The sequence below is a fragment of the Pseudomonas sp. CFBP 5748 genome, from assembly GCF_053850495.1.
The window spans coordinates 674,557-700,944 of record NZ_JBSPTN010000001.1 but is presented as its reverse complement, the minus strand read 5'-3'; the positions used below and the strand labels follow the sequence as shown (position 1 = coordinate 700,944).

The 26,388-nt window shown below is 61.8% G+C and carries 28 protein-coding genes; 17 read left to right on the top strand and 11 right to left on the bottom strand.

Features of this window, described 5'->3' with window-relative positions:
• Positions 1–38 precede the first annotated feature (38 nt).
• On the top strand, positions 39–713 hold the full coding sequence (locus ACWNZ1_RS03220) for a histidine phosphatase family protein (protein ID WP_135844643.1): 675 nt from the start codon (positions 39–41) through the stop codon (positions 711–713).
• A 133-nt stretch (positions 714–846) separates the two neighbouring features.
• Here ACWNZ1_RS03220 and mnmH read toward each other — a convergent pair whose 3' ends face one another.
• Together mnmH and selD are read right to left on the bottom strand one after the other, a co-directional pair.
• Positions 847–1,950: a tRNA 2-selenouridine(34) synthase MnmH gene (gene mnmH / locus ACWNZ1_RS03215; RefSeq protein ID WP_256452516.1), complete on the bottom strand. Its 1,104-nt coding sequence runs from the start codon at positions 1,948–1,950 to the stop codon at positions 847–849.
• Entirely contained in the window at positions 1,950–2,984 is a 1,035-nt protein-coding gene (gene selD / locus ACWNZ1_RS03210) for a selenide, water dikinase SelD (RefSeq protein WP_256452515.1), read from the bottom strand. The genes mnmH and selD overlap by 1 nt, the downstream gene beginning before the upstream one ends.
• 309 nt (positions 2,985–3,293) lie before the next feature.
• Between selD and ACWNZ1_RS03205 the strand changes: the two genes are divergently transcribed.
• The 3 genes from ACWNZ1_RS03205 to ACWNZ1_RS03195 all read left to right on the top strand — a co-directional run bounded on the left by ACWNZ1_RS03205 (position 3,294) and on the right by ACWNZ1_RS03195 (position 5,713).
• Positions 3,294–4,244 (top strand): nucleoside-specific channel-forming protein Tsx, encoded by a 951-nt coding sequence (locus ACWNZ1_RS03205; RefSeq protein ID WP_256452514.1) that lies wholly within the window; start codon positions 3,294–3,296, stop codon positions 4,242–4,244.
• A 42-nt stretch (positions 4,245–4,286) separates the two neighbouring features.
• The gene (locus tag ACWNZ1_RS03200; protein ID WP_256452513.1) at positions 4,287–5,303 is read left to right on the top strand and encodes a purine-nucleoside phosphorylase; all 1,017 of its coding nucleotides are present in this window, start codon (positions 4,287–4,289) and stop codon (positions 5,301–5,303) included.
• Between the two features lie 128 nt (positions 5,304–5,431).
• Complete coding sequence (locus tag ACWNZ1_RS03195; RefSeq protein ID WP_135844638.1) at positions 5,432–5,713, top strand: hypothetical protein; 282 nt, start codon at positions 5,432–5,434, stop codon at positions 5,711–5,713.
• Positions 5,714–5,718: 5 nt separating this feature from the next.
• Here the strand turns inward: ACWNZ1_RS03195 and ACWNZ1_RS03190 are convergent, their stop codons facing one another.
• Together ACWNZ1_RS03190 and ACWNZ1_RS03185 are read right to left on the bottom strand one after the other, a co-directional pair.
• Complete coding sequence (locus ACWNZ1_RS03190; RefSeq protein ID WP_135844637.1) at positions 5,719–6,171, bottom strand: DMT family transporter; 453 nt, start codon at positions 6,169–6,171, stop codon at positions 5,719–5,721.
• Positions 6,172–6,173: 2 nt separating this feature from the next.
• The gene (locus ACWNZ1_RS03185) at positions 6,174–6,671 is read right to left on the bottom strand and encodes a DMT family transporter (protein ID WP_256452512.1); all 498 of its coding nucleotides are present in this window, start codon (positions 6,669–6,671) and stop codon (positions 6,174–6,176) included.
• Between the two features lie 113 nt (positions 6,672–6,784).
• Here ACWNZ1_RS03185 and ACWNZ1_RS03180 point away from each other — a divergent pair, with 113 nt between their 5' ends.
• The 3 genes from ACWNZ1_RS03180 (at position 6,785) to ACWNZ1_RS03170 (ending at position 9,365) form a co-directional block, all read left to right on the top strand.
• The gene (locus ACWNZ1_RS03180) at positions 6,785–7,717 is read left to right on the top strand and encodes a LysR family transcriptional regulator (RefSeq protein WP_135844635.1); all 933 of its coding nucleotides are present in this window, start codon (positions 6,785–6,787) and stop codon (positions 7,715–7,717) included.
• Between the two features lie 174 nt (positions 7,718–7,891).
• The gene (locus ACWNZ1_RS03175) at positions 7,892–8,692 is read left to right on the top strand and encodes a hypothetical protein (protein WP_265072875.1); all 801 of its coding nucleotides are present in this window, start codon (positions 7,892–7,894) and stop codon (positions 8,690–8,692) included.
• 85 nt (positions 8,693–8,777) lie between these two features.
• Positions 8,778–9,365 (top strand): DcrB/PsbP domain-containing protein, encoded by a 588-nt coding sequence (locus tag ACWNZ1_RS03170; protein WP_135844633.1) that lies wholly within the window; start codon positions 8,778–8,780, stop codon positions 9,363–9,365.
• 61 nt (positions 9,366–9,426) lie between these two features.
• On the opposite strand, the gene ACWNZ1_RS03165 is transcribed toward ACWNZ1_RS03170, so the two are convergent.
• From ACWNZ1_RS03165 to ACWNZ1_RS03150, 4 genes are all read right to left on the bottom strand, one after another.
• Complete coding sequence (locus tag ACWNZ1_RS03165) at positions 9,427–10,143, bottom strand: alpha/beta hydrolase (protein ID WP_256452510.1); 717 nt, start codon at positions 10,141–10,143, stop codon at positions 9,427–9,429.
• A 64-nt stretch (positions 10,144–10,207) separates the two neighbouring features.
• Positions 10,208–11,320, bottom strand: a complete 1,113-nt coding sequence (locus ACWNZ1_RS03160) for a M14 family metallopeptidase (RefSeq protein ID WP_135844631.1) — start codon at positions 11,318–11,320, stop codon at positions 10,208–10,210.
• 102 nt (positions 11,321–11,422) lie between these two features.
• Positions 11,423–12,202: an ABC transporter substrate-binding protein gene (locus ACWNZ1_RS03155; protein ID WP_135844630.1), complete on the bottom strand. Its 780-nt coding sequence runs from the start codon at positions 12,200–12,202 to the stop codon at positions 11,423–11,425.
• A gap of 252 nt (positions 12,203–12,454) precedes the next feature.
• Positions 12,455–12,889, bottom strand: a complete 435-nt coding sequence (locus ACWNZ1_RS03150; protein ID WP_135844629.1) for a rhodanese-like domain-containing protein — start codon at positions 12,887–12,889, stop codon at positions 12,455–12,457.
• Between the two features lie 102 nt (positions 12,890–12,991).
• Between ACWNZ1_RS03150 and ftrA the strand changes: the two genes are divergently transcribed.
• Positions 12,992–13,951: a transcriptional regulator FtrA gene (ftrA, locus tag ACWNZ1_RS03145; RefSeq protein ID WP_135844628.1), complete on the top strand. Its 960-nt coding sequence runs from the start codon at positions 12,992–12,994 to the stop codon at positions 13,949–13,951.
• Between the two features lie 80 nt (positions 13,952–14,031).
• Here the strand turns inward: ftrA and cobF are convergent, their stop codons facing one another.
• Together cobF and ACWNZ1_RS03135 are read right to left on the bottom strand one after the other, a co-directional pair.
• Positions 14,032–14,787 carry a precorrin-6A synthase (deacetylating) gene (cobF, locus tag ACWNZ1_RS03140; protein ID WP_456027339.1) on the bottom strand — a complete coding sequence of 252 codons (756 nt, stop codon included), beginning with the start codon at positions 14,785–14,787 and terminating at the stop codon, positions 14,032–14,034.
• The gene (locus ACWNZ1_RS03135; RefSeq protein WP_256452509.1) at positions 14,784–15,350 is read right to left on the bottom strand and encodes a histidine phosphatase family protein; all 567 of its coding nucleotides are present in this window, start codon (positions 15,348–15,350) and stop codon (positions 14,784–14,786) included. The genes cobF and ACWNZ1_RS03135 overlap by 4 nt, the downstream gene beginning before the upstream one ends.
• Positions 15,351–15,639: 289 nt before the next feature.
• On the opposite strand from ACWNZ1_RS03135, the gene ACWNZ1_RS03130 reads away from it, so the two are divergent.
• The 8 genes from ACWNZ1_RS03130 to ACWNZ1_RS03095 all read left to right on the top strand — a co-directional run bounded on the left by ACWNZ1_RS03130 (position 15,640) and on the right by ACWNZ1_RS03095 (position 23,901).
• Positions 15,640–16,494, top strand: a complete 855-nt coding sequence (locus ACWNZ1_RS03130) for a MurR/RpiR family transcriptional regulator (protein WP_135844625.1) — start codon at positions 15,640–15,642, stop codon at positions 16,492–16,494.
• Positions 16,495–16,496: 2 nt separating this feature from the next.
• Positions 16,497–17,141, top strand: a complete 645-nt coding sequence (locus tag ACWNZ1_RS03125) for an isochorismatase family cysteine hydrolase (RefSeq protein WP_135844624.1) — start codon at positions 16,497–16,499, stop codon at positions 17,139–17,141.
• The gene (locus ACWNZ1_RS03120) at positions 17,138–18,490 is read left to right on the top strand and encodes a type I glutamate--ammonia ligase (protein ID WP_256452508.1); all 1,353 of its coding nucleotides are present in this window, start codon (positions 17,138–17,140) and stop codon (positions 18,488–18,490) included. Before ACWNZ1_RS03125 ends, ACWNZ1_RS03120 begins: the two co-directional genes overlap by 4 nt.
• Complete coding sequence (locus ACWNZ1_RS03115; RefSeq protein WP_135844622.1) at positions 18,474–19,226, top strand: N-formylglutamate amidohydrolase; 753 nt, start codon at positions 18,474–18,476, stop codon at positions 19,224–19,226. Before ACWNZ1_RS03120 ends, ACWNZ1_RS03115 begins: the two co-directional genes overlap by 17 nt.
• Before the next feature lie 76 nt (positions 19,227–19,302).
• Positions 19,303–20,652: an APC family permease gene (locus ACWNZ1_RS03110; RefSeq protein WP_135844621.1), complete on the top strand. Its 1,350-nt coding sequence runs from the start codon at positions 19,303–19,305 to the stop codon at positions 20,650–20,652.
• Between the two features lie 110 nt (positions 20,653–20,762).
• A complete protein-coding gene (locus ACWNZ1_RS03105) occupies positions 20,763–21,779 on the top strand; it encodes an arginine N-succinyltransferase (protein WP_135844620.1) in 1,017 nt (338 codons plus the stop codon).
• Between the two features lie 61 nt (positions 21,780–21,840).
• A complete protein-coding gene (astA, locus tag ACWNZ1_RS03100; protein WP_135844619.1) occupies positions 21,841–22,875 on the top strand; it encodes an arginine N-succinyltransferase in 1,035 nt (344 codons plus the stop codon).
• Between the two features lie 156 nt (positions 22,876–23,031).
• Positions 23,032–23,901: an isocitrate lyase/PEP mutase family protein gene (locus ACWNZ1_RS03095; protein ID WP_135844618.1), complete on the top strand. Its 870-nt coding sequence runs from the start codon at positions 23,032–23,034 to the stop codon at positions 23,899–23,901.
• A 73-nt stretch (positions 23,902–23,974) separates the two neighbouring features.
• On the opposite strand, the gene ACWNZ1_RS03090 is transcribed toward ACWNZ1_RS03095, so the two are convergent.
• Entirely contained in the window at positions 23,975–25,204 is a 1,230-nt protein-coding gene (locus tag ACWNZ1_RS03090; protein WP_256452507.1) for an acyl-CoA dehydrogenase, read from the bottom strand.
• Positions 25,205–25,381: 177 nt separating this feature from the next.
• On the opposite strand from ACWNZ1_RS03090, the gene ACWNZ1_RS03085 reads away from it, so the two are divergent.
• Positions 25,382–26,314, top strand: a complete 933-nt coding sequence (locus ACWNZ1_RS03085; RefSeq protein ID WP_135844616.1) for a LysR family transcriptional regulator — start codon at positions 25,382–25,384, stop codon at positions 26,312–26,314.
• Positions 26,315–26,388 lie beyond the last annotated feature (74 nt).

The following is a 26,388-nucleotide window of genomic DNA, read 5'->3' as shown; positions in this document are numbered from 1 at the left end:
GTCAGCCTTAATCGAGAGTGCTGAAGAATATTTATTCGATGATGAACCCACTGAATTTCGCCAGACGCTTCAAACACCGTTCGTGGCTGATGCTGCCGACGCTGCTTGTGGTCTGTGGCCTGGGGCTATTGCTGGAGTCCAGCATCAGCCGCGCCCAGCCAGCCGACGGCACCCAGACCCTGGTGTTCCTGCGCCACGCCGAGAAGCCCGCCGGCGGCCTGGGCCAGCTCAATTGCCAGGGGCTCAACCGCGCCATCGACCTGGCTACCCTGCTGCCGGAAAAGTTCGGCAAGGCCGATTACGTGTTCGCGGCCAACCCGACTCGCAATGTCGAAGAGGGTGAGCTGGATAACTCCTACAGCTACATTCGCCCGCTGATGACCATCAGCCCCAGCGCCATCAAGCTCGGGTTGCCGGTGAACATCAACTTTTCGGCCAACGACACCAGCGATCTGGCTGACGAGTTGCTGGACGACAAGTACCACAACTCCACCATCTATACCGCCTGGTCCCATGGCTACCTGCCGGAACTGATCAATAAAGTTGCCGGTGAAGCGGTGGGCAAAGAGCAGACCATCACCGCCGACTGGGCATCCGGGGACTTCGACTCGCTGTATGTGCTGACCTTGACCTGGCACAACGGCAAGGCCAGCCTCAGTAGCCAGAGTTACAAGCAAGGGTTGGACAATGGCAAGGAAGCCTGTCCGACATAGCCTGTCTACAGCAACAAAACACCTGTGGGAGCGAGCTTGCTCGCGATAGCGAGGTGTCAGTCAACATGGATGTCGGTTGATCCGACGCTATCGCGAGCAAGCTCGCTCCCACATTGATTCGGATCCTGGGCTATCACCCTCCCCGTCCCGCTCGCTCTCGCAAATACTCCAACACCGCCGCCCGCTCCCCGGCAAACTCGATTCGCGACTCCTTCTTTTCCCGCTGGAACACATACATCGGGTCGTAATATTCGCTCAGCAAGCCTTCGATCCAGCCACGATGCAAGTCGACGGCGCCGCTATGGGCCTGCTCGGCCAGGGCGGCTTCCATGATGTCCATCAGGCGCCGATGACGATCGCCACCCAGGCGCTTGTGGATGTTGTCCAGGCTCGCCAGCAATCGCTCGGAAAACAGCGAGAAGCCTTCCTCGCCATGCACGGCAATGAACTCGGCGCACAGGTTGATGACGTAATCGCGCAGGATCCGCTCCACCCGCCGCTCCAGGCTGTCTTCTAGCCAGACCACCGGCACCTGCTGCATGCGCTGGAACAACGGCAGCGGCAAGGCGCAGCTGCCGACCATGCGGCTTTCATCTTCGAGTACAAATTGCTCGATACCAGCGGCGCGCTTTTTCAGCACGTCCACCGCCAGGCAGTTCTCGAAATCGATGTTGGAAGGCTGCCCGGTGGCGCGTTTGCCGAAGCTCGAGCCGCGATGATTGGCATGGCCTTCCAGGTCCAGGCTATTGCCCAACTGGATCAGCACTTCGGTCTTGCCGGTACCGGTCATGCCACCCAACAACACCAGGTCACATTGACTGGCCGCCTGCTCGACGGTGTCCAGCAAGAATGTGCGCATGGCCTTGTAGCCGCCACCGACCCTGGGGTAGTCGATGCCCGCTTCGTCCTTGAGCCATTGCTGGACGATCTGTGAACGCAAGCCACCGCGAAAGCAATACAGCACGCCGTCCGGATGGGTTTGGGCGAACTCGCTCCAGGCCTGAATGCGTTGCGCCTTGGTCTCGCCGGACACCAGTTGATGCCCCAGGACGATGGCTGCTTGTTGACCCTGCTGTTTGTAGCAGGTGCCGACGCGTTGCCGTTCGCTGTCGGTCATCAGCGGCAGATTGACCACGCCAGGGAAGGCGCCCTTGAGAAATTCAATCGGCGCGCGGGTGTCCATCATCGGCCGGTCATTGAGGAAGATGTCGCGGTAATCGGTGATGTCATTGGCCATCAAGACACCTCGACCGCGTAGGTCTGTCGCTCGACCAGTTCGCCAATCGGCTCCAGTGTGAGGCCCAGTTCAGCGGCAACCGCAAGGAACTCCGCCTCGCCTTGCGCCGTGACAGCGATCAGCAGGCCACCACTGGTCTGTGGGTCGCACAGCACGCGCTTGTGCAGTTCCTGAAGCCGACCAACCTTGCTGGCGTAGCTGTCGTAGTTGCGCAACGTGCCGCCCGGCATACAGCCCAGGTCCAGGTAGTACTCGACGCCCGGCAGGCGCGGCACCGCGTCGTAGTGGATTCGCGCCGTCAGCTGGCTGCCGTCGGCCATTTCCACCAGGTGCCCGAGCAGGCCAAAACCGGTGACATCGGTCATCGCTGTCACGCCGTCGAGCTTGCCGAAGCGACTGCCGGGTTTGTTGAGGGTGCACATCCAGTCACGGGCGAGGCCAACGTCGGCGGCGCGCAGTTTGCCTTTCTTTTCTGCGGTGGTGAGGATGCCGATGCCCAGGGGCTTGGTCAGGTACAAGCGGCAGCCCGCGGTGGCGGTGTCGTTGCGTTTCATGTGGCGCTTTTGCACCAGACCGGTGACCGCCAGGCCGAAAATCGGCTCAGGCGTATCAATCGAATGCCCGCCGGCCAGGGGAATGCCCGCCTCGTCGCACACCGAACGACCGCCGCGTATCACCTCCCGGGCAATCTCCGGAGCCAGGACATTGACCGGCCAGCCGAGAATCGCAATCGCCATCAGCGGGTCACCGCCCATGGCGTAGATGTCGCTGATGGCATTGGTGGCGGCGATGCGGCCGAAATCGAAAGGATCATCGACAATCGGCATGAAAAAGTCGGTGGTCGAGACCACCCCGCGCTCCTCATCGATGGCGTATACCGCTGCATCGTCACGGGAGGCATTGCCGACCCACAGCTTCGGGTCAAGGTTCTGCGCGCCGCTGCCGGCCAGAATCACTTCCAGCACCTGGGGCGAAATCTTGCAGCCGCAACCGGCGCCGTGGCTGTACTGCGTCAGGCGAATCGGCTCGCTCATGGGCATACCTCTTGTCAGTCAAGTTGACCGAGTCTACCAGCAACGCCAGTCGCCCAGTGCCACGGCACGATGGGTGCCCGCCACACACCCTGCCACCCTTTGGTGCCCCTTCGCGCAACAACGTGAACATCCGGTGCGCGCCACCTGATCAAAAGGACAGGAAAAAAGCCTCAACCCCCTATTTTTCAAGCAAGTACGAAAAACTGGTATGAGAACTGCAAACGTTTGCGCAATCGATCGAATTCTCCAGGTCGGGTACTTTTTCAATCACGGAACACAGGCTTCGGCCTGCACGAACAAGGACTTTCCATGCATTTCACTTCCCGGTGTTGCGCCGCGCCTGGCGTATTTGCAGGCGCCCTGCTACTGACCGCCGTTACCGCACTACTCAGCCCCACGACCCAAGCCCAGACAACCGATGCGTCCGCCCAGGGCGAAGCCCTCAGCCCTGACGCCACCCCCTCGAAAAAAGGTGCCTATCTGTCGGACTGGTACAACCAGGACCTGACGATCATCGGCAGCAAGGACATCAGTTTCGGCCCGCAACCGGCCGACGATGTCTACCTGGAATATGAGTATTTCGGGCGCAAGGGGCCGTTCGAGTTGTATGGCTACATCGACATCCCGAAGATCTTCAACATCGGCAACAGCCACGACAAAGGGGTGTGGGACCACGGCTCGCCGGTGTTCATGGAGCACGAACCACGCATTTCCATCGACTACCTGGCGGGCCGCAGCCTGGCCGTCGGGCCGTTCAAGGAATGGTATGTGGCGTTCGACTGGATCTACGATCACGGCAGCAACTCCGCCAATCGCGCCAATACCTTGTACAGCGGCCTGGGCACCGATATCGACACCCATTCGCGGGTCAATCTGTCGGCCAACTTCTACGGGCGGTATCAGTGGGAAAACTACGGCGCCAGCAATGAGTATTCCTGGGACGGCTACCGCGCCCAACTCAAGTACATCGTGCCCATCAGCCAGTTCAGCAACGGTGCTTCGCTGACGTACATCGGCTTCACCAACTTCGATTTCGGTTCTGACCTGCATAAAGACAACCCGGCTCGCACGGCCAACGCCACGGTCGCGACCAACGTCTTGCTGTACTCCTTCACGCACCTGCGCTTCACGCTGGTGGGCCGTTACTTTCACAACGGCGGCAACTGGCAGGACGGCAGTGAACTTAACTTTGGCGACGGCAACTTCCGCGCCCGCTCAGATGGGTGGGGATACTACGCGGGTGTCGGCTATCAATTCTGAACCCCTGCTCGCCCCTTTTTAAATCCATGGAGGTAACGACTCATGACCAACCGCCTGCTTACTTCAATCGGCCTGGCCCTGTTCTGCTCGACCGCCGGGGCCACAGTGCCGCTTCAACCCAAAGTCATGCTGATCACAATGTTTGCTCCCGAGGCGCAGAATTGGATCGAACGCCTGCAGCTCAAGAATGAGATCCGCATACCAGGGCTGTCCGCCGACTATCCGACTATCCGCTGCAATACCGAGCGGGTCTGCCTGCTGATCACCGGCATGGGCCAGACCAACGCCGCAGCCTCGACACTGGCCCTGGCGCTCTCGCCAACCGTCGACCTGCGCAAAAGCTATTTCCTGGTGGCCGGGATCGCCGGGATCAACCCGCACCACGGCACCCTCGGTACGACGGCCTGGGCCCATTACCTGGTGGAGTTCGGTACCCAGTGGGAATTGGATTCGCGAGATATACCCAAGGAATGGCCCACCGGCTACCTGGGCATCAACACCAAGGGGCCGAATGAGAAGCCGCCGCTGGACTACAAGACCGAAGTCTTCGAACTCAACCCGGCGCTGCAAGCCAAGGCATTTGCGCTCAGCCAGAAAGTGGCCTTGGCTGAAAGCAAGGAGTCAGCCGCCTGGCGCTTGAAATATCCGTATGCACCGGCCAACCAGCCACCGGTGGTAACCCGCTGTGACACCCTGGCCGGCAACACCTGGTTCTCCGGTACGCGCCTGAGCGAACGCGCCGAAGTCTGGACCCGCCTGCTCACGGATAACAAAGGCGTCTACTGCACCACCCAACAGGAGGACAATTCCACCTACGAGGCCTTGCTGCGAGCCAGCCGCGAAGGTCGGGTGGATATCAACCGGCTGGCCGTGCTGCGGGCCGGCTCGGACTTCGACCGTCCCGAACCCGGCGGCAACGAAGTGGACAACCTGCTCAAATACGCTGACCAGGGCGCGTTCGTTCCTGCACTGGAAAACCTCTTCCGCACCGGCAACCCGGTGGTGCAGGACATCGTGAAAAACTGGTCGGTGTGGAAAGACGGAGTGCCTGCTTTGTGATCTATCGAAGCCCACGTCACAGGAAATGTGCAGGGGTGGTGAGCTAATTTCTATAGCTCACCCGATGGAATTTTCCATTCCAGGCAGGATCACTTGAACATCCACCGAGCGTCCCCAGGAGACCGCCGATGCACATGCCCCTTGCTGCCGACAGCACTCACTTCTATTACGGCCTGGACGCGCTGCTCGGGCACCAGACCCAAAATGCCACTTGCCAATTCGACGTCAAACGCTTCGACGACGCCGAACCGCCATGGTTCGTACTGCACGTACGCCCACCGATGCCGGACGACCTGGATAAAGCCCAGATCGTAGTATTCAGCGCCGAAGGCCGGCAAACCAGTGGCATCGTCCGAAGCACCGAGCGCCTGGACGATGGCAGCCTGCGACTGAACGTCGAAAGCAACTGAGACCTTCAGGCCTGCTGCGCATTGCTGCGATACATGAACACCAGCGCCAGCGCCAGGCAGGCCATGGCCAGGACCCGGCTACTGGACAACTCGATGGCCGGGTTGCCCAGCCAGCCGAAGTTGTCGATCAACATGCCCATGCCCAATTGCCCGACGATCACCGCCACCGTGGCCACGCCAGTCCCCACCCGCGGCACCGCACCGACCATCACCATCATGTAGACGACACCGAACAACGCACCGCTGAGCTGCCATTTCGGCACATCCAGCAAAGTGACAGCGTGGGCCGGTTCGAAAAACACGATCAGCAACCCGGTGGTCACAGTGCCCACCGTAAACGTCAGCAGGCTGCTGCGCAGCACACCGACCGTCTGGCCCAGGCGGCCGTTGATAGCCGCCTGCACGCTCAACACCGCACCCGCAGCGACGACCACCAGCAATAAAATAAACAGACTCATATTCAACCTCGGGCAATCAGGACAAGGGCCACGACTATCAGTGCCAACGCCAGCCAACGTTCGCCGTTGACCCGCTTGCGGCTCGCACCGAACCAGCCGAAATGGTCGATCAACACACTTTTGCCCACCTGGCCGGAAAGGATCGCGACCATGGTCATGGCGATGCCGATGTGGGGTGTGGCAAGCGTCAGCACCACCACGTAGACGGGCCCCAGGAAACCGCCGATCAGTTGCCAACGCGGCAGCTCATTCAAGGCCGGGCCTTGTTGCCGACCGCTGAGCAGTAACAGCAGGAAGAGAATCGCCGAGCCGACGCCAAAAATGCTCAGGGTGGCCCACAAATGCCCGACCTGGCCCCCGAGCGGCCCCAGCAGGCCGGCCTCGACCGACAAGCCCATACCGGCCAGGATCACCAGGGGCAGCAATAGCCAACGCAAGAACGACCGCGGTGGGGTGGCCACCGTCACCGGGCCGGCCTCGTTCAATGAGGAAACCTGCATAGTCATAACCTGTCTGGAAAAGGATGGCCGGTATTATCGGCTGGTGCCTCTGTGCGATAAATGGGAGTTTCCCGACAACACTTTTGCGTAATACGCACAGGACAGCCGCCCCCATGCACGGCCTCAATGAACTTGGCTTCAAGGCGCTTCGCTTGTTTGTCGCGGTGCTCGATCACGGCAGTTTCTCGGAGGTGGCACGGCGCGAAGGCCTGGCTCCGTCATCGATTTCCCGACAGATCCAACTGATGGAGCAGGCCCTGAACCAGCAGTTGCTTTATCGCCACACCCGCGCCGTGTCCCCCACCGAAGCCGGACGCCTGCTGGGTCACCACGCGCGGCTGCTACTGGTGCAATTGGAAGAAGCCGAACAAGCCTTGCAGGAACAACACAGCGAGCCCTCCGGGCTGGTACGGATCAACGCCCCGGTGGTATTCGGCCAGCGCCACCTGACGCCGTGGCTGGGACAGTTGTGCGAGCGCTACCCGAAGCTGCAACTGGAGATCCAGCAGACCGACAGTTATGTCGACCCACTGCAAGAAGGCGCCGACCTGCTGTTTCGCATCGGCCCGTTGCATGACTCAGGCATGCAGGCGCGGGTCCTCGCCCCCCACCGTTTCCAGATCGCGGCCAGCCCCGCTTACCTGGCTCGCCACGGCGCGCCGCTCAAACCCCAGGATCTGGCGGCTCATCAATGCCTGGCCTACAAAGGCGTGACCGGCCAGCAGCGCTGGTTCTTCCGCCGTCCGGGCCAGGCCTGGACACCCTACAGCGTCAAAGGCCCGATCACCGGCAACCACGCCGACACCTTGACCCAGGCCGCCGAACAAGGCCTGGGGTTGGTGATGTTTCCGTCCTGGCTGATCGGCGAAGCGCTGCGCAACGGCACGCTGGTCCCGGTACTGCAGGATTACCAGGCCTCCAACAGCCTCGAACCCCAACAGATCGCCATCCTCTGGCCCGGCAGCCGACGCCTATCCGTGAAGGTCCGCACGGTGATCGATTTCTTCCTGGAATGTTTTGGCGAAGTGCCCTACTGGGATCGCTGACCGCAGTGTGGTGCTCAGTCAACTGGACCAGGTTCATTGACCGCCACCAGCACCTCCACGGTTCCGGCGCGCACGGTAGGGCCGAGGTCAGCCATACGTTCGGTCAGGCTGCGGGTGGATGACCTGGGCGTGGAGGTGCTAACGTGACGACTCCCCTCCGACAAGGTTGATCGCGTGCTGTTGCTCAAACTGCTGGTGATTCCCGCTTTCCTGCTGTTGATTTCGCTGGCGGGCAGGCGTTGGGGACCGAGCGTGGCCGGTTGGCTGTCGGGATTACCGGTGGTGGTGGGGCCCATTTTGCTGTTCCTGGCCCTGGAGCAAGGCGAGGTGTTCGCCGCGCAATCGGCGACTGCGGCGCTGGCGGCTATGTTTGCGATGATTGCTTTCTGCGTGGTGTACGCCCGGGTTGCCCAGCATCGCACCTGGCCCTGGGCACTGGCCGTCGCCCTAGGCGTCTGGGCCTTGGTGGCGCTGGTGCTGTCCCGGTTACCCGCTTCGCTGCCATTGTCCAGCCTGATCGCCATGGTCGCCCTCGTGGCGGCGCCTTATCTGTTCCCGGCAGTCCGGCCAGTCATGAACGGCCCGGCGCCCAAGTCTGACAAACTGCTGCTGCGCATGATCGCCGGCGCGCTGTTGACCCTGACAGTGACCTTGCTGGCCAGCACCGTCGGCGAACGCTGGAGTGGACTGCTGGCCGTCTTTCCGGTGCTGGGCAGCGTCATGGCCGTATTCTCCCAGCAAACCCGGGGGCCGGCCTTCACTGGGGCGCTGCTGCGGGCCACAGCCACCGGCATGTACTGCTTCGCCGCCTTCTGCCTGACCGTGGCCGTCGCCCTGCCGTTATTCGGCATGCCGGCCTTCATCCTGGGCATCGCGGTATCGGTGACCATGCTCGGCGTGACCCGCCGCTTGCTGGTGCGCACCGCGGCCCCCGTGGCGATCACCCCCGCCACCACGCCGCCGCCAGCAAAATGACCGCCCCGTCCGCCTCCATGCTGGAGTCAGATGCCATGCCCATGGGATGATCGGCGTCCAAGCGCGACCATCCGTGGAGAGTTTCATGTCATTGCTGAGTAAACACGCCACCGCCCTGTTGCTGACGGCCATCGCCAGCCTGATCATGGCGCCGGCCCATGCGGCCCAGCCGAAAACCACCGGCGATGCGCCGGCGCAGAAGGTTTCGATGCTGGGCGGCAAGTTCGTCTTCACCTTGCCCAAGGGCTTCACCGCGACATCGCTGCCCGCCGGTGAAGTCGCCCAGGGCACAGCCGGGGCAACGGGCACGATGTACAGCAATGCCACCCGTAAAACCGTGGTGATCGCGGCTGAAAACACCATCGTCAACGGCACGAATGTGAAGGACAACGACAATGCCTTTCTCGATACCACCTTCGCTGACTTCGCCGTTCAGAAAACCAAGGCCCTGCCGGATGCCAAGATCCTGGGCGAAAAAAGCCTGACCCAAAAAGGCACCGGCCTGGGTCTGCGCCAGCTCGACACCAGCGCCACCCAGGGCGGCGGACCAACCCTCGACACCACGTTGATAGGTGCCTCCGGCACCCGCATGGCGGTGGTACAGGTCATCTCCCGGGCCAGTGACAAGGCCGGTCATGAGGCATTGGTGAAACAGATCGCCAGCGGTCAGTAAGCCCCCCGGAACCTGTGGGAGCCGAGCTTGCTCGCGATGACGGCGGCACATCCAACGCAGCCTAGGGATTGAGTCGCTCCAGCCAGGCCCGTAGATCCTGCACCTCCTGCGCACTGATGTTATGGCCAAGGCCCAGGTAGGCATGGAATTCCGGTTCCAGCGCCAGGGTCTTGAGGAATGTGTTGGCCTCGGTGCCGTCGTGGTAGGGAATGACCGGATCTACCGTGCCATGGCCGATGAACACCGCCAGTGCCCGACGTGCCTCGTTGGGTGTCAGCTCGCTGCGTAGCACCGACAGGACCCGCCCCCCCATCGCAGCAATGCCGCCCACGGCTTCGGGGTGTCGCAGGGCTATTTCGTAGCTCATCATCGCGCCCTGGCTAAAGCCCACCAAGTAAACCTTGCTCGCGTCGGTCGAGTATTTGGTGCGGGCTTTCTCGATGAAATCCAGCAGCAACTGGCCGCTGGCCTTCAGGTCCGCGGGGTCGCCGTCATAGGCCCCCTCGCCCTGCTTGGCAAACCACTGGTAACTTCCCTGCTCCATGGTCTTCGGGGCCCGCACCGAGAGGTAGTTGTAGTGCCGGGGCAACTCGTCCTTGAGGTCGAACAAGTCCTGCTCGTTGCTGCCGGAACCATGCAGGAAGATCACCAGCGGTCGGTTTTTAGCTTGCTCATCGACCTGGGCCAGGTAGTTGAGCGGCAAGTCGGTGTGCAGCGAGGGTTGGGCCTGCAACCCGGACGAGATCAGCAATAGAAACAGGGCGAGCGCTTTAAACATCAATCTTCCTCCATCGTTCGATAGCCGCACGGCAAAGACCGTGCGCTGAGGTAGACAGCACTTATCAGTCGTTGCTCAATTTCCCGCTCCGAATCGGTTCACGCCCGGCGACTTTCGCCTGCCAGATTCCCGGTTGGGTGTAGCGCCCACGGTCCAGGGCGAACAACACGCCAGGGGTGCCGGCCCGGACGGTGGTGACGCGGTCGCTGAGCGGATCGACCACTTCGAACAACGGATCGCCCTGCTCCACCCATTCCCCCGCTTCGCGCAGGAAACTCACGACACCATGGTGCGGCGCGAACAGATACTCAGTGCCTTCGAACGGAAAACCTTCGCAGCATTGAGTGGGTGCGCACGGCCAATCGCCACTGATGAAGCCCTGCTCAGCGAGGAATCCGAGAATCGCTTCGCAATTGGCCTGGGCTTGCTCTACCCGGGTGTCGCCCATGCTGCCCAGCTCCAGCGTTGTCGCCAGGTTGGCCAGCGGGATCGCCGCCTCGGGAAAGGTCTTGGCCAGGCGCAACCAGGGCGTGGAACACGACTCGTCAAACGAACTGCCGCCGGAATCTTCGCACAGCAACGCGACACCGGCTTTCAGCCGTGCTGCCAGGGAGCGCCACTGTGGCCAGTGTTGCGGCAAGGCATACAAGTGGATAGCCGCCTCGAAATCGCAATGCAGATCCAGGGTCACATCAGCGTCGCAGGCATGCTTGAGCAACAGACGGTGCAGCCCTTCGAGTTGTGAAGGCGGTGCTGGCAGATCATCAAGGACCTGGGCCATGGTCTGGCGAATCAGGGTGATATTGGCGGCCGGGTCGTCACCCAGGCGATCACCAATGCGTTGCGCCACCGGGGTACTGAGTTCGACGAAGGCGCGGTTGAAGTTCTTGCCGCTGCCCAACTCGAAACGTCCCATGTGGGCGCTTTGCAGGTGTTGGTCCAGGCCAATGGGGTTGGCCACCGGCACCAGCTCGATCACGCCCTTGAGCAAGCCCTGGGCCTCGAGGTCGTTGAGCCGCTGCTTCAGTTCCCAGGCGGTGCGCATGCCCGGCAACTCATCGGCGTGGAGGCTGGCCTGGATATAGGCCTTGCGCGGGCCATGGCCAAAACGAAACACACTGAGCCGGCGCTCGGTGCCCAGGTGGCTCCATGGCAGGGTATGGTCGATGCGTTGCATGAACTCTCCGGATGGCGGTATCTCGATAGGCGCAGGGTAAAACAATCGCCCATGAAAAAGGTGGCCGGCCGGGTCAACGGCGGGCCACCTTGGCGTCAGCGATTAATGCCCGTAGACGTCAAAGGCGAAGTATTTGTCCTGCACCTTCTTGTACGTGCCGTTGGCGCGGATTTCGGTGATGGCGGCGTTGAATTTATCGGCCAGGGCCTGATCACCCTTGCGCACCGCAATGCCGGCGCCGCCACCGAAATATTTCGGGTCTTCGTAGGTCGGGCCGACGAAGGCGAAGCCCTTGCCGGCGTCGGTTTTCAGGAAGCCTTCGTCAAGGTTGACCGAGTCGGCCAGCATGGCGTCGAGGCGACCGGCGACCATGTCCAGGTTGGCTTCCTGCTGGGAACCATAACGCACCAGGTTGATGCCCGCCGGCACCAGCACTTCAGTGGCGAAACGGTCGTGGGTACTGGCCCGCAGCACACCGACTTTCTTGCCCTTGAGTTCGGTCAGCGGGTCCTTGACGTCGGCGCCCTCCTTCATCACGAAACGCGCCGGGGTGTGGTAGTACTTGATGGTGAAATCGACGTTTTTCTTGCGATCGTCGGTGATGGTCATGGACGACAGGATCGCGTCGATTTTCTTCACTTTCAGTGCCGGAATCAGGCCATCGAATTCCTGCTCGACCCAGGTGCACTTGACCTTCATCTGCGCACAGAGCGCATCGCCGATATCGACATCGAAGCCGGCCAGTTTGCCGTCTGGGGTTTTCATCGAAAAAGGTGGGTAACCGGCTTCGATCCCGAGACGGATCGGCTTGGCCTCTTCGGCCACGGCCGACAGGGACAATACGGACAGTGCCAGGGCACCGAACATGGCTAGTTTGTTCATTTTTGCTCCTGAGTGCGCAGGGATTTTATTAACGATTATTGGCAGATTCGTAGGCAGCGTTCAGTCAGTAAAAACCGAAGTGGCCGGGAGTCTAGAGGGGCACCCAGGAGGGAAATTGTGTTGAGGCGACAAATAGTTATGAAAATAAACAGGCTTTCCCAAGGACAAGTGATTTGCGAAAAACCTGACAGGTAAACCCCTGTGGCGAGGGAGCTTGCTCCCTCGCCACAAAAGCCTGGTTACAGAAGAGAATCAGCAATCGCAGCTGATCGCCTCATCCGCCATGCGCTCCACCAGGCCGGTCAGGCGAAAGCCTTCATCGAGCCAACCCATGACGCCACCGATCATTTCCTTGACCGGGTAACCCAAGGTCGCCAGACGGACCGCCGCCTTGTTCGCGCCATTGCAGTGCGGGCCTGCACAATACACCACGAACAACGTGCTCTTGGGATAGGCCTCCAGCGCCTGGGCGGTAAGCGTACGGGTCGCCAGGTTGATCGCCCCAGGCACATGCCCGCGCTCATAAGCCAAGGGCCCACGCACATCCACCAGCACAAAATCGAGTTCGCCAGCCTGTTGGCTGGCGTGAACGTCGGAACAATCGGTTTCGAATGTCAGACGCCGACTAAAATGCTGCAGGGCGATCTCGGACGGGGCAGCAGGCACTTCGCGAACCAGACTGGTCATCGGGGTGTACTCCAAGGTAGATGAGGGCGTGAGCAGACTTTATCCGTCCGCCGCTTACCGCTACAGTGGCGCACAAGACACTCTGTGGGAATTTTCCGCCAAATGCAGCCTACTCCCGGCCTGGTCGCGATCCTCGCTTATGACGGCTTATGCACGTTCGAATTCGGCGTTGCCGTCGAGATCTTCGGATTGGAGCGGCCCGAATTCGATTTCCCCTGGTACCAGCATCGCATCGTCGCCGTCGATGACGGCCCAATGCGCGCCATGGGCGGCTTCCAGGTATTGGCCGATGGCGGCATGGAGTTGCTCGAAACGGCTCGAACCATTGTCGTGCCAGGTTGGCGTAGCCGCAACGAGCCACCGCCTCCGGCCTTGCTCGAGGCACTGCGCCGCGCCCATGGCCGAGGCGCGCGCCTGCTGTCGATCTGCTCCGGGGCCTTCGTCCTGGCGGCCGCCGGGCTGCTGGATGGGCTGGGGGCCACGACCCACTGGCGCTACACCGACGAACTGGCGGATAGCTTTCCCGCCATCCGGGTAGACCCGCACGTGTTGTATGTGGATTCAGGACAAGTCATCACCTCGGCCGGCAGCGCCGCAGGCATCGATGCCTGCTTGCATCTGGTAGCACGGGATTATGGCGTCCAGGTCGCCAACAGCGTGGCGCGCCGGCTGGTGATGTCACCGCAACGCACGGGCGGCCAGGCGCAGTTCATTCCGTCGCCGGTCAGCCGAACGCCACGCAGCGATCTGTCGAGCGTCATGCAATGGGCCCGCGAACGCCTGCACAAACCCCTTGGCGTACGCGAACTGGCCAGCCAGGCGGCCATGAGCGAACGGACCTTTTTGCGCCACTTCACCCAAGCCTGCGGCCTGTCGCCCAAGGCCTGGCTGCAACATGAACGCCTGGCCAGGGCTCGCGAATTACTGGAGAGCACTGAAGACAACACCGACAACATTGCGCAGTTGTGTGGCTACCGCTCGGTGGAAAGCTTTCGCGTGGCGTTTCGCAGCGTAGTGGGGTTGGCGCCGTCGGTGTATCGGGAGCGGTTTGGGCGGGGGTGAAAATGCAAAGACACCTGGCAACTTCACACCCCGTGGCGAGGGAGCAAGCTCCCTCGCCACGGTTCGGTTTAAGTCATCAGTCAGGGTTTACGCAGCAAATAACTATCCATGATCCACCCATTCGCCTGCCGCGCGGCCTTGCGGGTGGCTTCGATGTCATCGACCACATCCCCCAGCCGGCCAGCAATGAGGATTTCATCCGGTGTGCCGACATAGGCGCCCCAGTAAATGTGCGTATCCGGGTCGCTCACCTGGCGATACGCATCTTCGGCATCGAGCATTACCACCACGCTTGAAGCATCGCCCACCTGCCCCGCCGCCAATCGGCGGCCAGTGGTGATTTCCAGCGAACCGCCAATGTCGTTCAGCGCCACCTTGTGCCGGGCGGCAAGGGCCTGGACACTGGTGATGCCAGGAATCACCTCGAACTCAAAGGCGCAGCGGCCGGCATCGACAATCGCCTGCAGGATGCGCACGGTGCTGTCGTACAACGCCGGATCACCCCACACCAGAAAACCAGCGCACTCGCCATCGGACAGTTCGTCATTGATCAACCGTTCGAAAGTGGCCTGCTTCGCTCGGTTCAGCTCTTCGACGCTGGCGGCGTAGTCCAACTCGCCGCGTTGGCGTTCGGGGCTGTAGGCTTCGACGAAACGGTAAGTGCGATCAACGATGTAGCGCTGACAGATTTCGCGGCGCAAATCCATCAGTTTGCTCTTGGCGGGCCCTTTATCCATGAGGAAAAACACGTCCACCCGATTCAAGGCTTTCACCGCCTGCATCGTCAGGTAGTCCGGATCGCCGGCGCCGATGCCGATGACAGATAACGTCTTCATGCCTGCGACTCCTGGGCGCGCAATCGCCACACCCCGTTGAAACGCAACTCCATGGCCGACAGCGGTTCGATGTCGATCCGGTGGAACGTGGTTGCCGGGCAGTGCAATACATTCATCAGGGCCGCACGGATCACGAATGGGTGGGTGACGGCCAGCAGATGTCCCGGCTTGTCTTGCAGGCTGGTCAACCAGTCGCCGACACGGCGACACAACCGGGCAACGGATTCGCCGCCATGGGGGGCCGCCTCAGGATCGTCGAGCCAGGCTTGCAGTTGTTGCGGTTCAGTCGTGAACACCTCGTCGATGGACAAACCGCGCCAGCGCCCCAAATCGCAATCGGCCAGGGCCTGGACGACCTGGGGCTCTGCGCCGAACAACGCAGCCGTCTGGCGAGTGCGCAGTTCTGGCCCGCAGAGCAGTTGCCGGACATTTCGATAGCCGTGGCCGGCCTCTGGACGCTGCGCCAGCCAGCCAGCATCCAGCGGCTCTTCCAGGCCAAAGCGCGCCTGTTTCTGGGCAACGGTGCGGGCGTGGCAAATCAGGGTCAGACGGGTTGCTTGCACGCGGGATACTCAGGCAATCGGTGGGCGGGAGACTAGTCCTTTTCTTGTACAGCACCTTATATGAAATCAAATAACTGAGACAAAAAGGCGTTTTATCTGACACCAACTGAAGCGCCGACTGACATATCCACTCCAGACAACTAAGCCCAAGTCCTACAGGGGTTTCGTACCATCATTGAACATTTTAAACAGAACGTAAAAACCACTGGACATGTAGCACCAGCTACATAAATACTATTTTCAGGAGTTATGAAAGAAATCCAACACCCCATCCAGGCAAGGAGCACGGATGCCGCCTCTCAGAGACCTGATCACCGATCCCGGCCTGGTTTTGACGCCGTCGGAACGCAAGGTCGTACGCGCCCTGCTCGATCACTATCCACGCAACGGCCTGGGCCCGATGTCGCGTCTGGCGGACCATGCCGGCGTCAGCGACCCGACCATCGTGCGGCTGGTAAAAAAGCTCGGATTTGGCGGTTACGCCGAATTCCAGGATGCGCTGCTCAGTGACATGGACCACCGCCTGCGCTCGCCTCGCACGCTGTTGCAACCGCGGGCCAAATTGCCGCAAGGCGATACCTGGAGCCAGTACCTTGCGGCCAGCCAACGCACCCTCAACGACACCCAGGCCCTGACCCAACCCGAAGACGTGCGCATTCTCGTGCAGTGGCTGATCGACAGCCGCCACCAGGTGCATTGCTTTGGTGGGCGCTTCAGCAGCTTTCTTGCCCACTACCTGCTCAACCACTTGCGCCTGTTGCGGGCAGGCTGTTTTGCCCTGGAAGACAACGCCCAGTTGCCCGACCGACTGTTCGACGTGCAGCGCCAGGACGTGGTGCTGATCTTCGATTATCGCCGCTACCAGGCCCAGGCCCTGCGTGTGGCCAGCGCGGCCAAGGCTCGCCACGCCCGGGTCGTATTGTTCAGCGACGTCTATGCCTCGCCATTGCGAGAGCTGGCCGACCTGATCATCAGCGCTCCGGTGGAATCGGTCTCAGCCTTCGACAGCCTGGTGCCGGCGCTGGCCCAGGTCGAAGCGCTGATCGCCTGCATGACCCTGCAATGCCCTGACTTGGCCGAGCGCCTGGAGGGTATCGACGCCTTGCGCGCGGAATTCAGCACGCACCTGTTGGAGGAAAAATAAGGATGTTCTCGCTCCCCCACCGCTCGCCTCGGGATTTGCCGTTCACTCACGACCACACGGCGTTGCTGCTGGTGGACATGCAACGCGCCTGGCTGGAACCGCAATTCGATGCCCATCTGAACACCGCCGAGGCCGAATATTTCATCCGTCGGGCGCGCCAGCAGGTGATTCCCAACCAGCAACGCCTGCTCAACGCGCTGCGCGCGGCCCGGCACAACGTGTTGCACACTCACATCGAAAGCCTCACCGCCGATGGCCGTGACCGCTCCCTGGATCACAAGCTGTCGGACATGCACCTGCCCAAGGGCAGCCCCGAGGCGCAGATCATTGCCGAGCTGGCGCCGCTGGAAAACGAAATCGTGCTGCCCAAGACCTCCTCGGGGGTCTTCAATTCCACCAACATCGACTACGTGCTGCGCAACCTGCAGACCCGCCACCTGATCATCGCCGGCATCGTCACCGACCAATGCGTCGATATGGCCGTGCGTGACGCCGCCGACCGCGGCTACCTGGTCACGCTGGTGGAAGATGCCTGCGCCACGTACACCGAACAACGGCATCTGGCGTGCCTGAACGCGATCAAGGGCTACTGCTGGATCGCCGATACCGACACCGTGCTCGGGCGTTTGCAGGAGATGCAGCCGTGAGCCGCCTCGATACCGCCGCGCCCCTGGCACCGTTACCCATCACGACGCTGGTAAGCACCGACCTGATCGGCGTGACCCGCGGGCGTTCGTTTCCCAGCGATGAGCTGCCCCACTACGTCACCGCCGGTTGTGGCTGGGTGCCGGCCAATAGCGCGCTGACGCCCCAGGACATCATCGCTTCGGCCAACCCCTGGGGCGCCTATGGCGACTTGCGGCTGGTGCCGGACCTGTCCAGCCGGGTGACCATCAGCAACGGCCCCGACGCCCAGGCCCCCGTCCTGGATTTCATCCACTGCGACATCCGGGAAACCGATGGCCGACCGTGGGGCGCCTGCCCGCGCACGCTGCTGCATGACGAAGTGGAGCGTTATCGCACCGAACTCGGCTTGCAGGTGTTCGCTGCGTTCGAGCATGAGTTCAACCTCAATACCACGCCGTCCCAACCCGACCGCCTGGCCTTCAGCCTCCAGGCCCAGCGCCAGCAGGCCGGGTTCGCCGGTTGGCTGCTCAGTGCCCTGCGGGCCGGCGGTGTCGAGCCGGAAATGTTCCTGCCCGAATACGGCAAGCACCAATACGAAATCACCTGCCGCCCGACCCTCGGCGTGGCCGCTGCCGACCGTGCGGTGAACGTGCGGGAAATCAGCCGCGAGATCGCCCGGCAAATGGGCTTGGGCTTAAGCTTCGCCCCCAAGACCGCAGAGAATGCCGTGTGCAACGGTGTGCACCTGCACCTGAGCCTGCAAGACCTGAGCGGCGACCCCGTGCTCCATGACGCCGCGAGCAGCAACGGCTTGTCCAGCCTCGGCCAACACTGGGCCGCGGGGGTGCTGCACTATCTGCCGGCGCTGTGCGCGCTGACCGCCCCAACACCGCTGTCCTACGAACGCCTGCAACCCCATCACTGGAGCGCGTCCTACGCCTGCCTGGGACAGCGCAACCGCGAAGCGGCGCTGCGCATCTGCCCGACCGTGAGCCTGGGCGGTAAACCCGTGGCGAACCAGTACAACCTGGAATTTCGTGCCATGGACGCCACCGCCTCGCCACATCTGGCGATGGCAGCACTGTTGGTCGCCGGACGCCTGGGCATCGAGCAACGGCTGGCGCTGAACGCTGTCACCGATGAAATACCCGATGAGTTGAATGAAGAACAACGTCGCGCCCGTGGCATTATCGCTCTGCCAACAACCCTGACCCAGGCGCTGGATTGCCTGCGCCACAGTGGGGCGCTGCTCGAAGCCCTGCCCGCCCCGCTGGTTGAAACCTACTTCGCCTTGAAGGCCCAGGAGCTGGCCTTGACCCAGGCGCTGTCACCTGCCGAGCGTTGTGAGCACTATGCGCGAATCTATTGAGTGTGCTGAATCAGGCCTCTACACCGGACCGGCCTACCGGCTGCTCCGGGAAGACTCCGAGCACCCGGTGCTGCTGGTGTGCGAACACGCCAGCCGCTTCATGCCCGAAGCCCTGAATGACCTGGGCCTGGATGAAACAGCCGCCCAGGAGCACATCGCCTGGGACATCGGCGCCCTGGCCCTGGCCGAACGCCTGGCCGAAACGTTGGGCGCGACCTTGCTGTCGGCCAATTATTCACGGTTATTGATCGACCTGAACCGCCCGCTTCACGTGTCCGATAGCATTCCGGCCCAGAGCGAGATCTACCAGGTCCCGGGCAACCATTCCCTGGACGAGGCCACTCGTGCCTATCGCCAGCAGCGCCTGTTCCACCCGTTCCATGATCGGCTGCGGGCGTTGATCGACCAGCGCCTGGCCGCCGACCGGTTGGTGCGGGTAGTGGGCATCCACAGTTTTACACCGGTGTTCTACGGCCAACCGCGCGCGCTGGAAGCCGGCGTACTGTTCGGCGAAGCCAAGGATTACGCCCAACGCATCGTCGACGGGCTGGGCCGGCATTCGCTGCGCGCGGCGGGCAACCAGCCCTACAAGATCAACCCTCTGACCGACATGACGGTCCCGGTGCACGGCGATGGACGCGGCCTGGATTCGGTGTTGATCGAAGTGCGCAACGACCTGCTGCGCAGCCCCGACGCGGTGCGAACCTGGAGCGCTTACCTGGCCCCGTTGTTGTAGGAACGCAGCGGCGAGGTTTGAGCGGCAAGCGACAAGCAAGAGCACACCCACACACAGCTGAGAAGGAGAACGGCTCATGAGTATCGAGGCATTTGGCTACAAACAGGAATTGAAGCGCAGCCTGTCACTGACGGACCTGGTGGTGTACGGGATGATTTTCATGATCCCCATCGCCCCGTTTGGCGTGTATGGCTACGTGAACGCCGAGGCCCCGGGGATGGTGCCGCTGGCGTATATCATCGGCATGGTGGCGATGCTGTTCACCGCGTTGAGCTACGGCAGCATGGCCCGGGCTTTTCCGGTGGCCGGTTCCGTCTATTCCTACGCACAACGAGGCCTCAACCCACACGTCGGGTTCATCGCGGGCTGGCTGATGCTGCTGGACTACCTGCTGATCCCGCCGCTGCTGTATGTCTACGCCGCCATGGCGTTGAATCATCTGTACCCGGACATTCCCAAGGTCGGTTTCATCCTCGCGTTCCTGGTAAGTGCGACCTTCGTCAACCTGCGGGGCATCACCTTCACCGCACGGATGAACATTATTTTCCTGCTGGCACAACTGGTGGTACTGGGGATTTTCCTGTTCTACGCCTGGAATGCCCTGCACAGCGGCGGCGGTAACGGCCAACTGACCCTGGCGCCGCTGTACAGCCCGGAACACTTCAACTTCGCCCTGCTGATGCAAGCCGTGTCCATCGCCGTGTTGTCGTTTTTGGGGTTCGACGCCATTTCCACCCTGGCCGAAGAAATCAAGGGCGACCCGGGCCGCAGCGTCGGCAAGGCAGCGTTGGTGACCTTGCTGGTGATGGGGGCGATTTTCGTGGTGCAGACCTGGATCGCCACTGACCTGGCGGCCGGCATGGGCTTCAAGTCAGCTGACACCGCATTCTATGAAATCGCCGAACTGGCGGCCGGCAGCTGGCTGGCAACCTTGACCGCTGTCGCCACGGCGCTGGCCTGGGGCGTGGCGGTGGCGATCACCTCGCAAGCGGCGGTGTCGCGGCTGTTGTTCGGCATGGCCCGGGACGGCAAGTTGCCCAAGGTGCTGGCCAAGGTCCATCCGAAACACAACACCCCGTACCTGAGCATTTATCTGGTCGCCGTGCTGTCGCTATTGATCTGCTACCTGTTTATCAATGCCGTGGACACCCTGACCTCCCTGGTCAACTTCGGCGCCCTGAGCGGCTTCATGTTGCTGCACATCACCGTGATCAACCATTACTGGCGCCGCCAGCGCTCCGGCCAGGTGATTCGCCATCTGATCTGCCCGCTGGTCGGCTTCGTGATCGTCGCGGCCATCATGTACAACATGGGCGTGGATGCGCAGAAGCTCGGCCTGATCTGGATTGCCGCAGGCGTGGTCTATCTGTGCGTGCTGAATAAATTCGGCAGCCGCACTGCGTTGCCCGATCCGGCCGCTCAGTGAAGTTCGGCGGTCGAAGGGTTCGACCTGCCGTAGTGAGTACGCGTGGAGATCGACAGTGATCGTCAAGCCCGGTGCTGGTCACCGGGCTCTCTGGAACAGGAGTGCAATCCATGCTGGCCTTACGTCCAGTTCAATTAAGCGACCTGCCGCAGTTGCAGCAGCTGGCCCGCAACAGCCTGGTAGGCGTGACCTCGCTGCCGGACGATACCGAGCGCCTGCGGGAAAAAATCCTCGACTCGTGCGCCTCGTTCGAGGCCGACGTGCAAAGCCCTGGCGGCGAGAATTATTTTTTTGTCCTGCAGGACCTGGTATCCGGGCACCTGGCCGGCTGTTCGGAAATCCTCTCCAACACCGGTTGCAACGAACCGTTCTACAGCCTGCGCAACCGGCCGTTCTCCAGCGAATCCCGGGAACTGAATATCCACCATGGTGTACCCGCGCTGTCGCTGTGCCAGGACCTCAACGGCCAGACACTGTTGCGTGGGTTTCACATCGACGCCGAGCGGGTTCGCACGCCCGAATCAGAACTGCTGTCGCGGGCCCGGCTGATGTTTATCGCCGCGCACCCTCAGCGCTTTGCTGAATCGGTGATCACGGAGATCGTCGGTTTCAGCAGCGAAGACGGCCAGTCGCCGTTCTGGGATGCCATCGGCAAGCACTTCTTCGACCTGCCCTACGTCGAGGCCGAACGCTTGTGCGGCCTGCAAAGCCGTACCTTTCTGGCGGAGCTGATGCCGCAATACCCGATCTACGTGCCAATGTTGCCGGCGCAGGCCCAGGCTTGCATCGGCCGGGTGCATCCCGACGGCCAGGAAGCCTTCGACATTCTGGAGCGCGAGGGTTTCGAAACCAACAGCTACGTGGACATCTTCGACGGCGGGCCGACGTTGCATGCCCGTGTCGCCAACATCCGCTCCATCACGCAAAGCCAGATTGCCACGGCTCGGCAAAGCCCGCAGATCGACGCCCGCGGCCGCTATCTGGTGAGCAATGATGGGCTTGGAAGCTACCGGGCGATCGTGGCCGAACTGGACGTCAATACCGAGGGCGCCGTGGTGTTGTCGCCAGACATGCTGGCCGCCCTGGGCGTCACGGATGGCCAGCCGATCCGGGTGGTTGCCTTATGAATCTCACTGGAGCCCGTGTTGCGTATCCGCGCTTGGACCGACACTATGAAGGAGCTGCCTCATGATTGTCCGCCCGGTCGCCATCACCGACCTGCCCGCGCTGCTGGACCTTGCCCGCTGCGCGGGCCCCGGGTTCACCAGCCTGCCGGCCAACGAAGAGCGCCTGGCCCATCGCGTTCGCTGGGCCCAGCGCACCTTTGCCGGGCAAGTCGAACGTGCCGACGCCGATTACCTGTTCGTGCTCGAGGATGATGACCGGCAAGTAGTGGGCATCAGCGCCCTGACCGGTGCGGTGGGATTACGCGAGCCTTGGTACAACTACCGCGTTGGGGTGACCGTCAGTTCGGCACCGGAGCTGGGCATCCAGCGACAGATCCCGACGCTGTTTCTCAACAACGAAATGACCGGGCAATCGGAAATCTGCTCGTTGTTCCTGCACCCCGAGCAACGCCGTGGCCACAATGGACGCCTGCTGTCCCTGGCGCGCCTGCTGTTCGTGGCCGAGTTCTCAGAGCTGTTCGGCGAGAAAATGATCGCCGAATTGCGCGGCCACGCCGACGAGCAAGGTTGCTCACCGTTCTGGGATAGCCTGGGACGGCACTTTTTCAAGAAGGATTTCAGCTACGCCGACCAGTTGTCCGGCATGGGCAACAAATCGTTCATTGCCGAGTTGATGCCGCGCCAGCCGCTGTACACCTGCCTGCTCACTGAACAGGCCCAGGCGGTGATCGGCAAGGCCCACCCGAATACCGAGCCAGCCATGAAGATTCTCGGCGCCGAGGGGTTCTCTCATAAAGGCTATATCGATATTTTCGACGCCGGCCCGGTCATCGAGGCGCCGGTTTCGAAGATCCGCACCGTGCGCGACAGCCAGTCGTTGACCCTGGCCATCGGCACGCCGGACGAACAAGCTCCGGTCTGGTTGATCCATAACCGACGTCTGGCGAACTGCCGCGTGACCAGTGCCCGGGCACGCCAGCATGGTCAGAGTCTGCTGGTCGACCGGCTCACCGCCAAACGCCTGCAAGTACAACCGGGTGACATGGTGCGCGCCGTGGCGCTGCTCAAACAGGGACGACAGGCGGTAGCGGCGTAACCCGCGGGTTGGGCTCAATATCGCCTTTTTTCGATGCAGGGACGGCATCGCCCATGCGCATTCGTCATCATCTTTGCGTCTCCCACGTGATAGCCTTTTGTTCCTTCGGCGTTGACACTTTTGCTCAAGCCTTTCCATTCCATTGGTGGAACTCATATGTCCAGGCTTTCCCATCAAGATTTGCGTCGCAATTTTCGTCAACTGCTGGCTTCCAAAACCTGCTACCACACCGCCTCGGTGTTTGACCCAATGTCGGCGCGCATCGCCGCCGACCTGGGGTTTGAAGTGGGGATCCTGGGTGGCTCGGTCGCGTCGTTGCAAGTGTTGGGCGCGCCGGACTTCGCCCTGATCACCCTCAGCGAATTCGCCGAACAGGCCACCCGCATCGGCCGTGTGGCCCAACTGCCGGTGATTGCCGACGCCGACCACGGCTACGGCAATGCCCTGAACGTGATGCGCACCATCATCGAACTGGAACGCGCCGGCGTGGCGGCGCTGACCATCGAGGACACCTTGCTGCCGGCCCAGTTTGGGCGTAAATCCACCGATTTGATCGGCGTGGCCGAAGGCGTCGGCAAGATTCGCGCAGCACTGGAGGCGCGAGTCGATTCGGAAATGGCGATCATTGCCCGTACCAATGCCGGGATTTTGCCGGTCCAGGAAATCATCAGCCGCACCCAGCAATATGAGCGTGCCGGGGCGGATGGGATTTGCATGGTGGGTGTGCAGGACTTCGAACACCTGGAGCAGATCAGCGAGAACCTGACGCTGCCGTTGATGCTCGTCACCTATGGCAACCCGAAGTTGCGCGACGACAAACGCCTGGCTGAGCTGGGTGTGCGAGTCACCATCGACGGCCACGGCGCCTATTTCGCCGCGATCAAGGCCACCTACGACAGCCTTCGTGAACAACGGCAGATCTTCACCCAGGCGTCGGATCTCAGCGCCACCGAACTGACCCACACCTACACCCAGCCCGAGGAGTACATCCGTTGGGCCGAGGAGTACATGAGCGTCAAGGAGTAAGCGAACTCGCTCCCACAGGATTAGCCTGTGGGAGCAAAGCTTGCTCCCACAGAGGCCCTTGGTGGGCCAGCTCCTAGCCCTTGCTACGCAGCATTTCCTTAGGCACGTATTTGCCGATCTCGAACTTGCCGATGGCGGCGCGGTGGACTTCATCCGGGCCGTCGGCCAGGCGCAGGGTGCGCTGCATGGCGTACATGTAGGCCAGCGGGAAATCGTTGGAGACCCCGGCCCCACCGTGGATCTGGATTGCCCTATCGATGACTTTCAAGGCCACGTTCGGCGCGACGACCTTGATCTGGGCAATTTCGCTCTTGGCCACTTTATTGCCGACGGTGTCCATCATGTACGCCGCTTTCAGCGTCAGCAGGCGCGCCATGTCGATCTCCATCCGCGAGTCGGCGATCTTGTCGACGTTACCGCCCAGGCGCGCCAATGGCTGGCCGAACGCAGTGCGGCTCACGGCCCGCTTGCACATCAACTCCAAGGCGCGCTCGGCCATGCCGATGGAACGCATGCAGTGGTGAATCCGGCCTGGGCCAAGGCGACCCTGGGCAATTTCAAAGCCGCGGCCTTCACCCAGCAGGACGTTTTCGTACGGCACTCGCACGTTATCGAACAGCACTTCGGCATGCCCGTGCGGCGCGTCGTCGTAGCCGAACACCGGCAGTGGCCGGACGATTTTGACCCCAGGGGTGTCCACCGGCACCAGGATCATCGAATGCTGGGCATGCCGTGGTGCATCGGGGTTGCTCAGCCCCATGAAGATCAGGATCTTGCAGCGCGGGTCACAGGCCCCTGAGGTCCACCACTTCTTGCCATTGATCACCCACTGGTCACCGTCGCGCTCGGCACGGGCGGCCATGTTGGTGGCGTCCGAAGAGGCAACGTCCGGCTCGGTCATGGCGAAAGCCGAGCGGATCTCGCCGCGCAGCAGCGGCTCCAGCCAACGCTGCTTCTGCTCTTCATTGGCGTAGCGCACCAGCACTTCCATGTTGCCGGTATCCGGCGCCGAGCAGTTGAACGGCTCCGGCCCCAACAGCGAGCGGCCCATGATCTCTGCCAACGGTGCATATTCCAGGTTGGTCAGGCCGGCACCCAGTTCGGACTCGGGCAGGAACAGGTTCCACAAACCCTCAGCCTTGGCCTTGGCCTTGAGCTCTTCCATGATGGCCGTGGGCTGCCAGCGGTCGCCTTCGGCCACTTGCCGTTCGAACACCGCTTCGGCCGGGTAAACGTAGGCATCCATGAACGCCGTGACACGTTCACGCAGTTCCTGAACCTTGGGGGAATAGGCGAAATCCATGAGCAGCACCTTCTTGGCAGAGGTTGTTTTAGGTCATGAAATCGATGCTAGTTCAGCTACGAAAATTTACCTAACCTATTCTCGGCGTGTATTAACATTCATCACCGATATATGTTTCACTGATTCGCATCGCCACCCGGCACCTCACAACACGTCCAAGAATAAGAGTGCAGCGCCATGAATCTGAGCAAGGTCGACCTCAACCTTTTCATTGTCTTCGATGCGATCTACACCGAAGCCAACCTGACCCGCGCCGGGCAGATCGTCGGCATCACGCAGCCGGCCGTGTCCAATGCCCTGGCGCGCCTGCGGGAGACCTTCAACGACCCGCTGTTCGTGCGCACCGCCCAGGGCATGGTGCCCACGCCCATGGCGCAGAACATCATCGGCCCGGTGCGCAATGCCCTGTCGTTGCTGCGGGTGTCGGTGCAGGAAAGCCGGATTTTCAACCCGTTGCAGGCGGTCAAGACCTACCGCATCAGCATGACCGACCTCACCGAAGGCGTGATCCTGCCGCCGTTGTTCCAACGTCTGCGCCGCCTGGCACCGACCGTGGCCATCGAGAGTTTCCTGTCCAAACGCCGTGAAACCACCAAGGAACTGGCCGCCGGGCGCCTCGACTTCGCCGTGGACGCGCCGCTCAACACCGACCCGCAGGTGCGCCACGTCAAGCTGATGGAAGACCGCTACGTGTGCGCCATGCGCAAGGGGCACCCGCTGGCGGGCAAGGAGAAGATCAGCCTCGACGATTACCTGGCCCAGACCCACGTGCATATTTCCAGCCGCCGCAACGGGCTCGGTTATGTCGACCTGGCCCTCGGCAAGATGGGCATCCAGCGCAAGATCGCCCTGCGTTCCCAGCATTACCTGATGGCGTCCCAAGTGCTGCAGCAGACCGACATGGTCATGACCGTCCCCGAGCGCTTTGCCCGTCGTCACGATCTGCACGCCTTCCTGTTGCCGGTCAACGATGTGCCGCCGGTGGAAACCCACTTGTACTGGCACGAAAGCACCGACCAGGACCCGGCCAACCGCTGGATGCGCGAGCAGATGATCGAACTCTGCCAGCAGGTGACGGCGCACGAGAAGAAGCTTGATAAGGTGGTGTAAAGCTCTGGACCGCGTTCTCGTTCTTCGCGAGCAAGCCCGCTCCCACATTGGACCTGCAATACACTCAACATTTG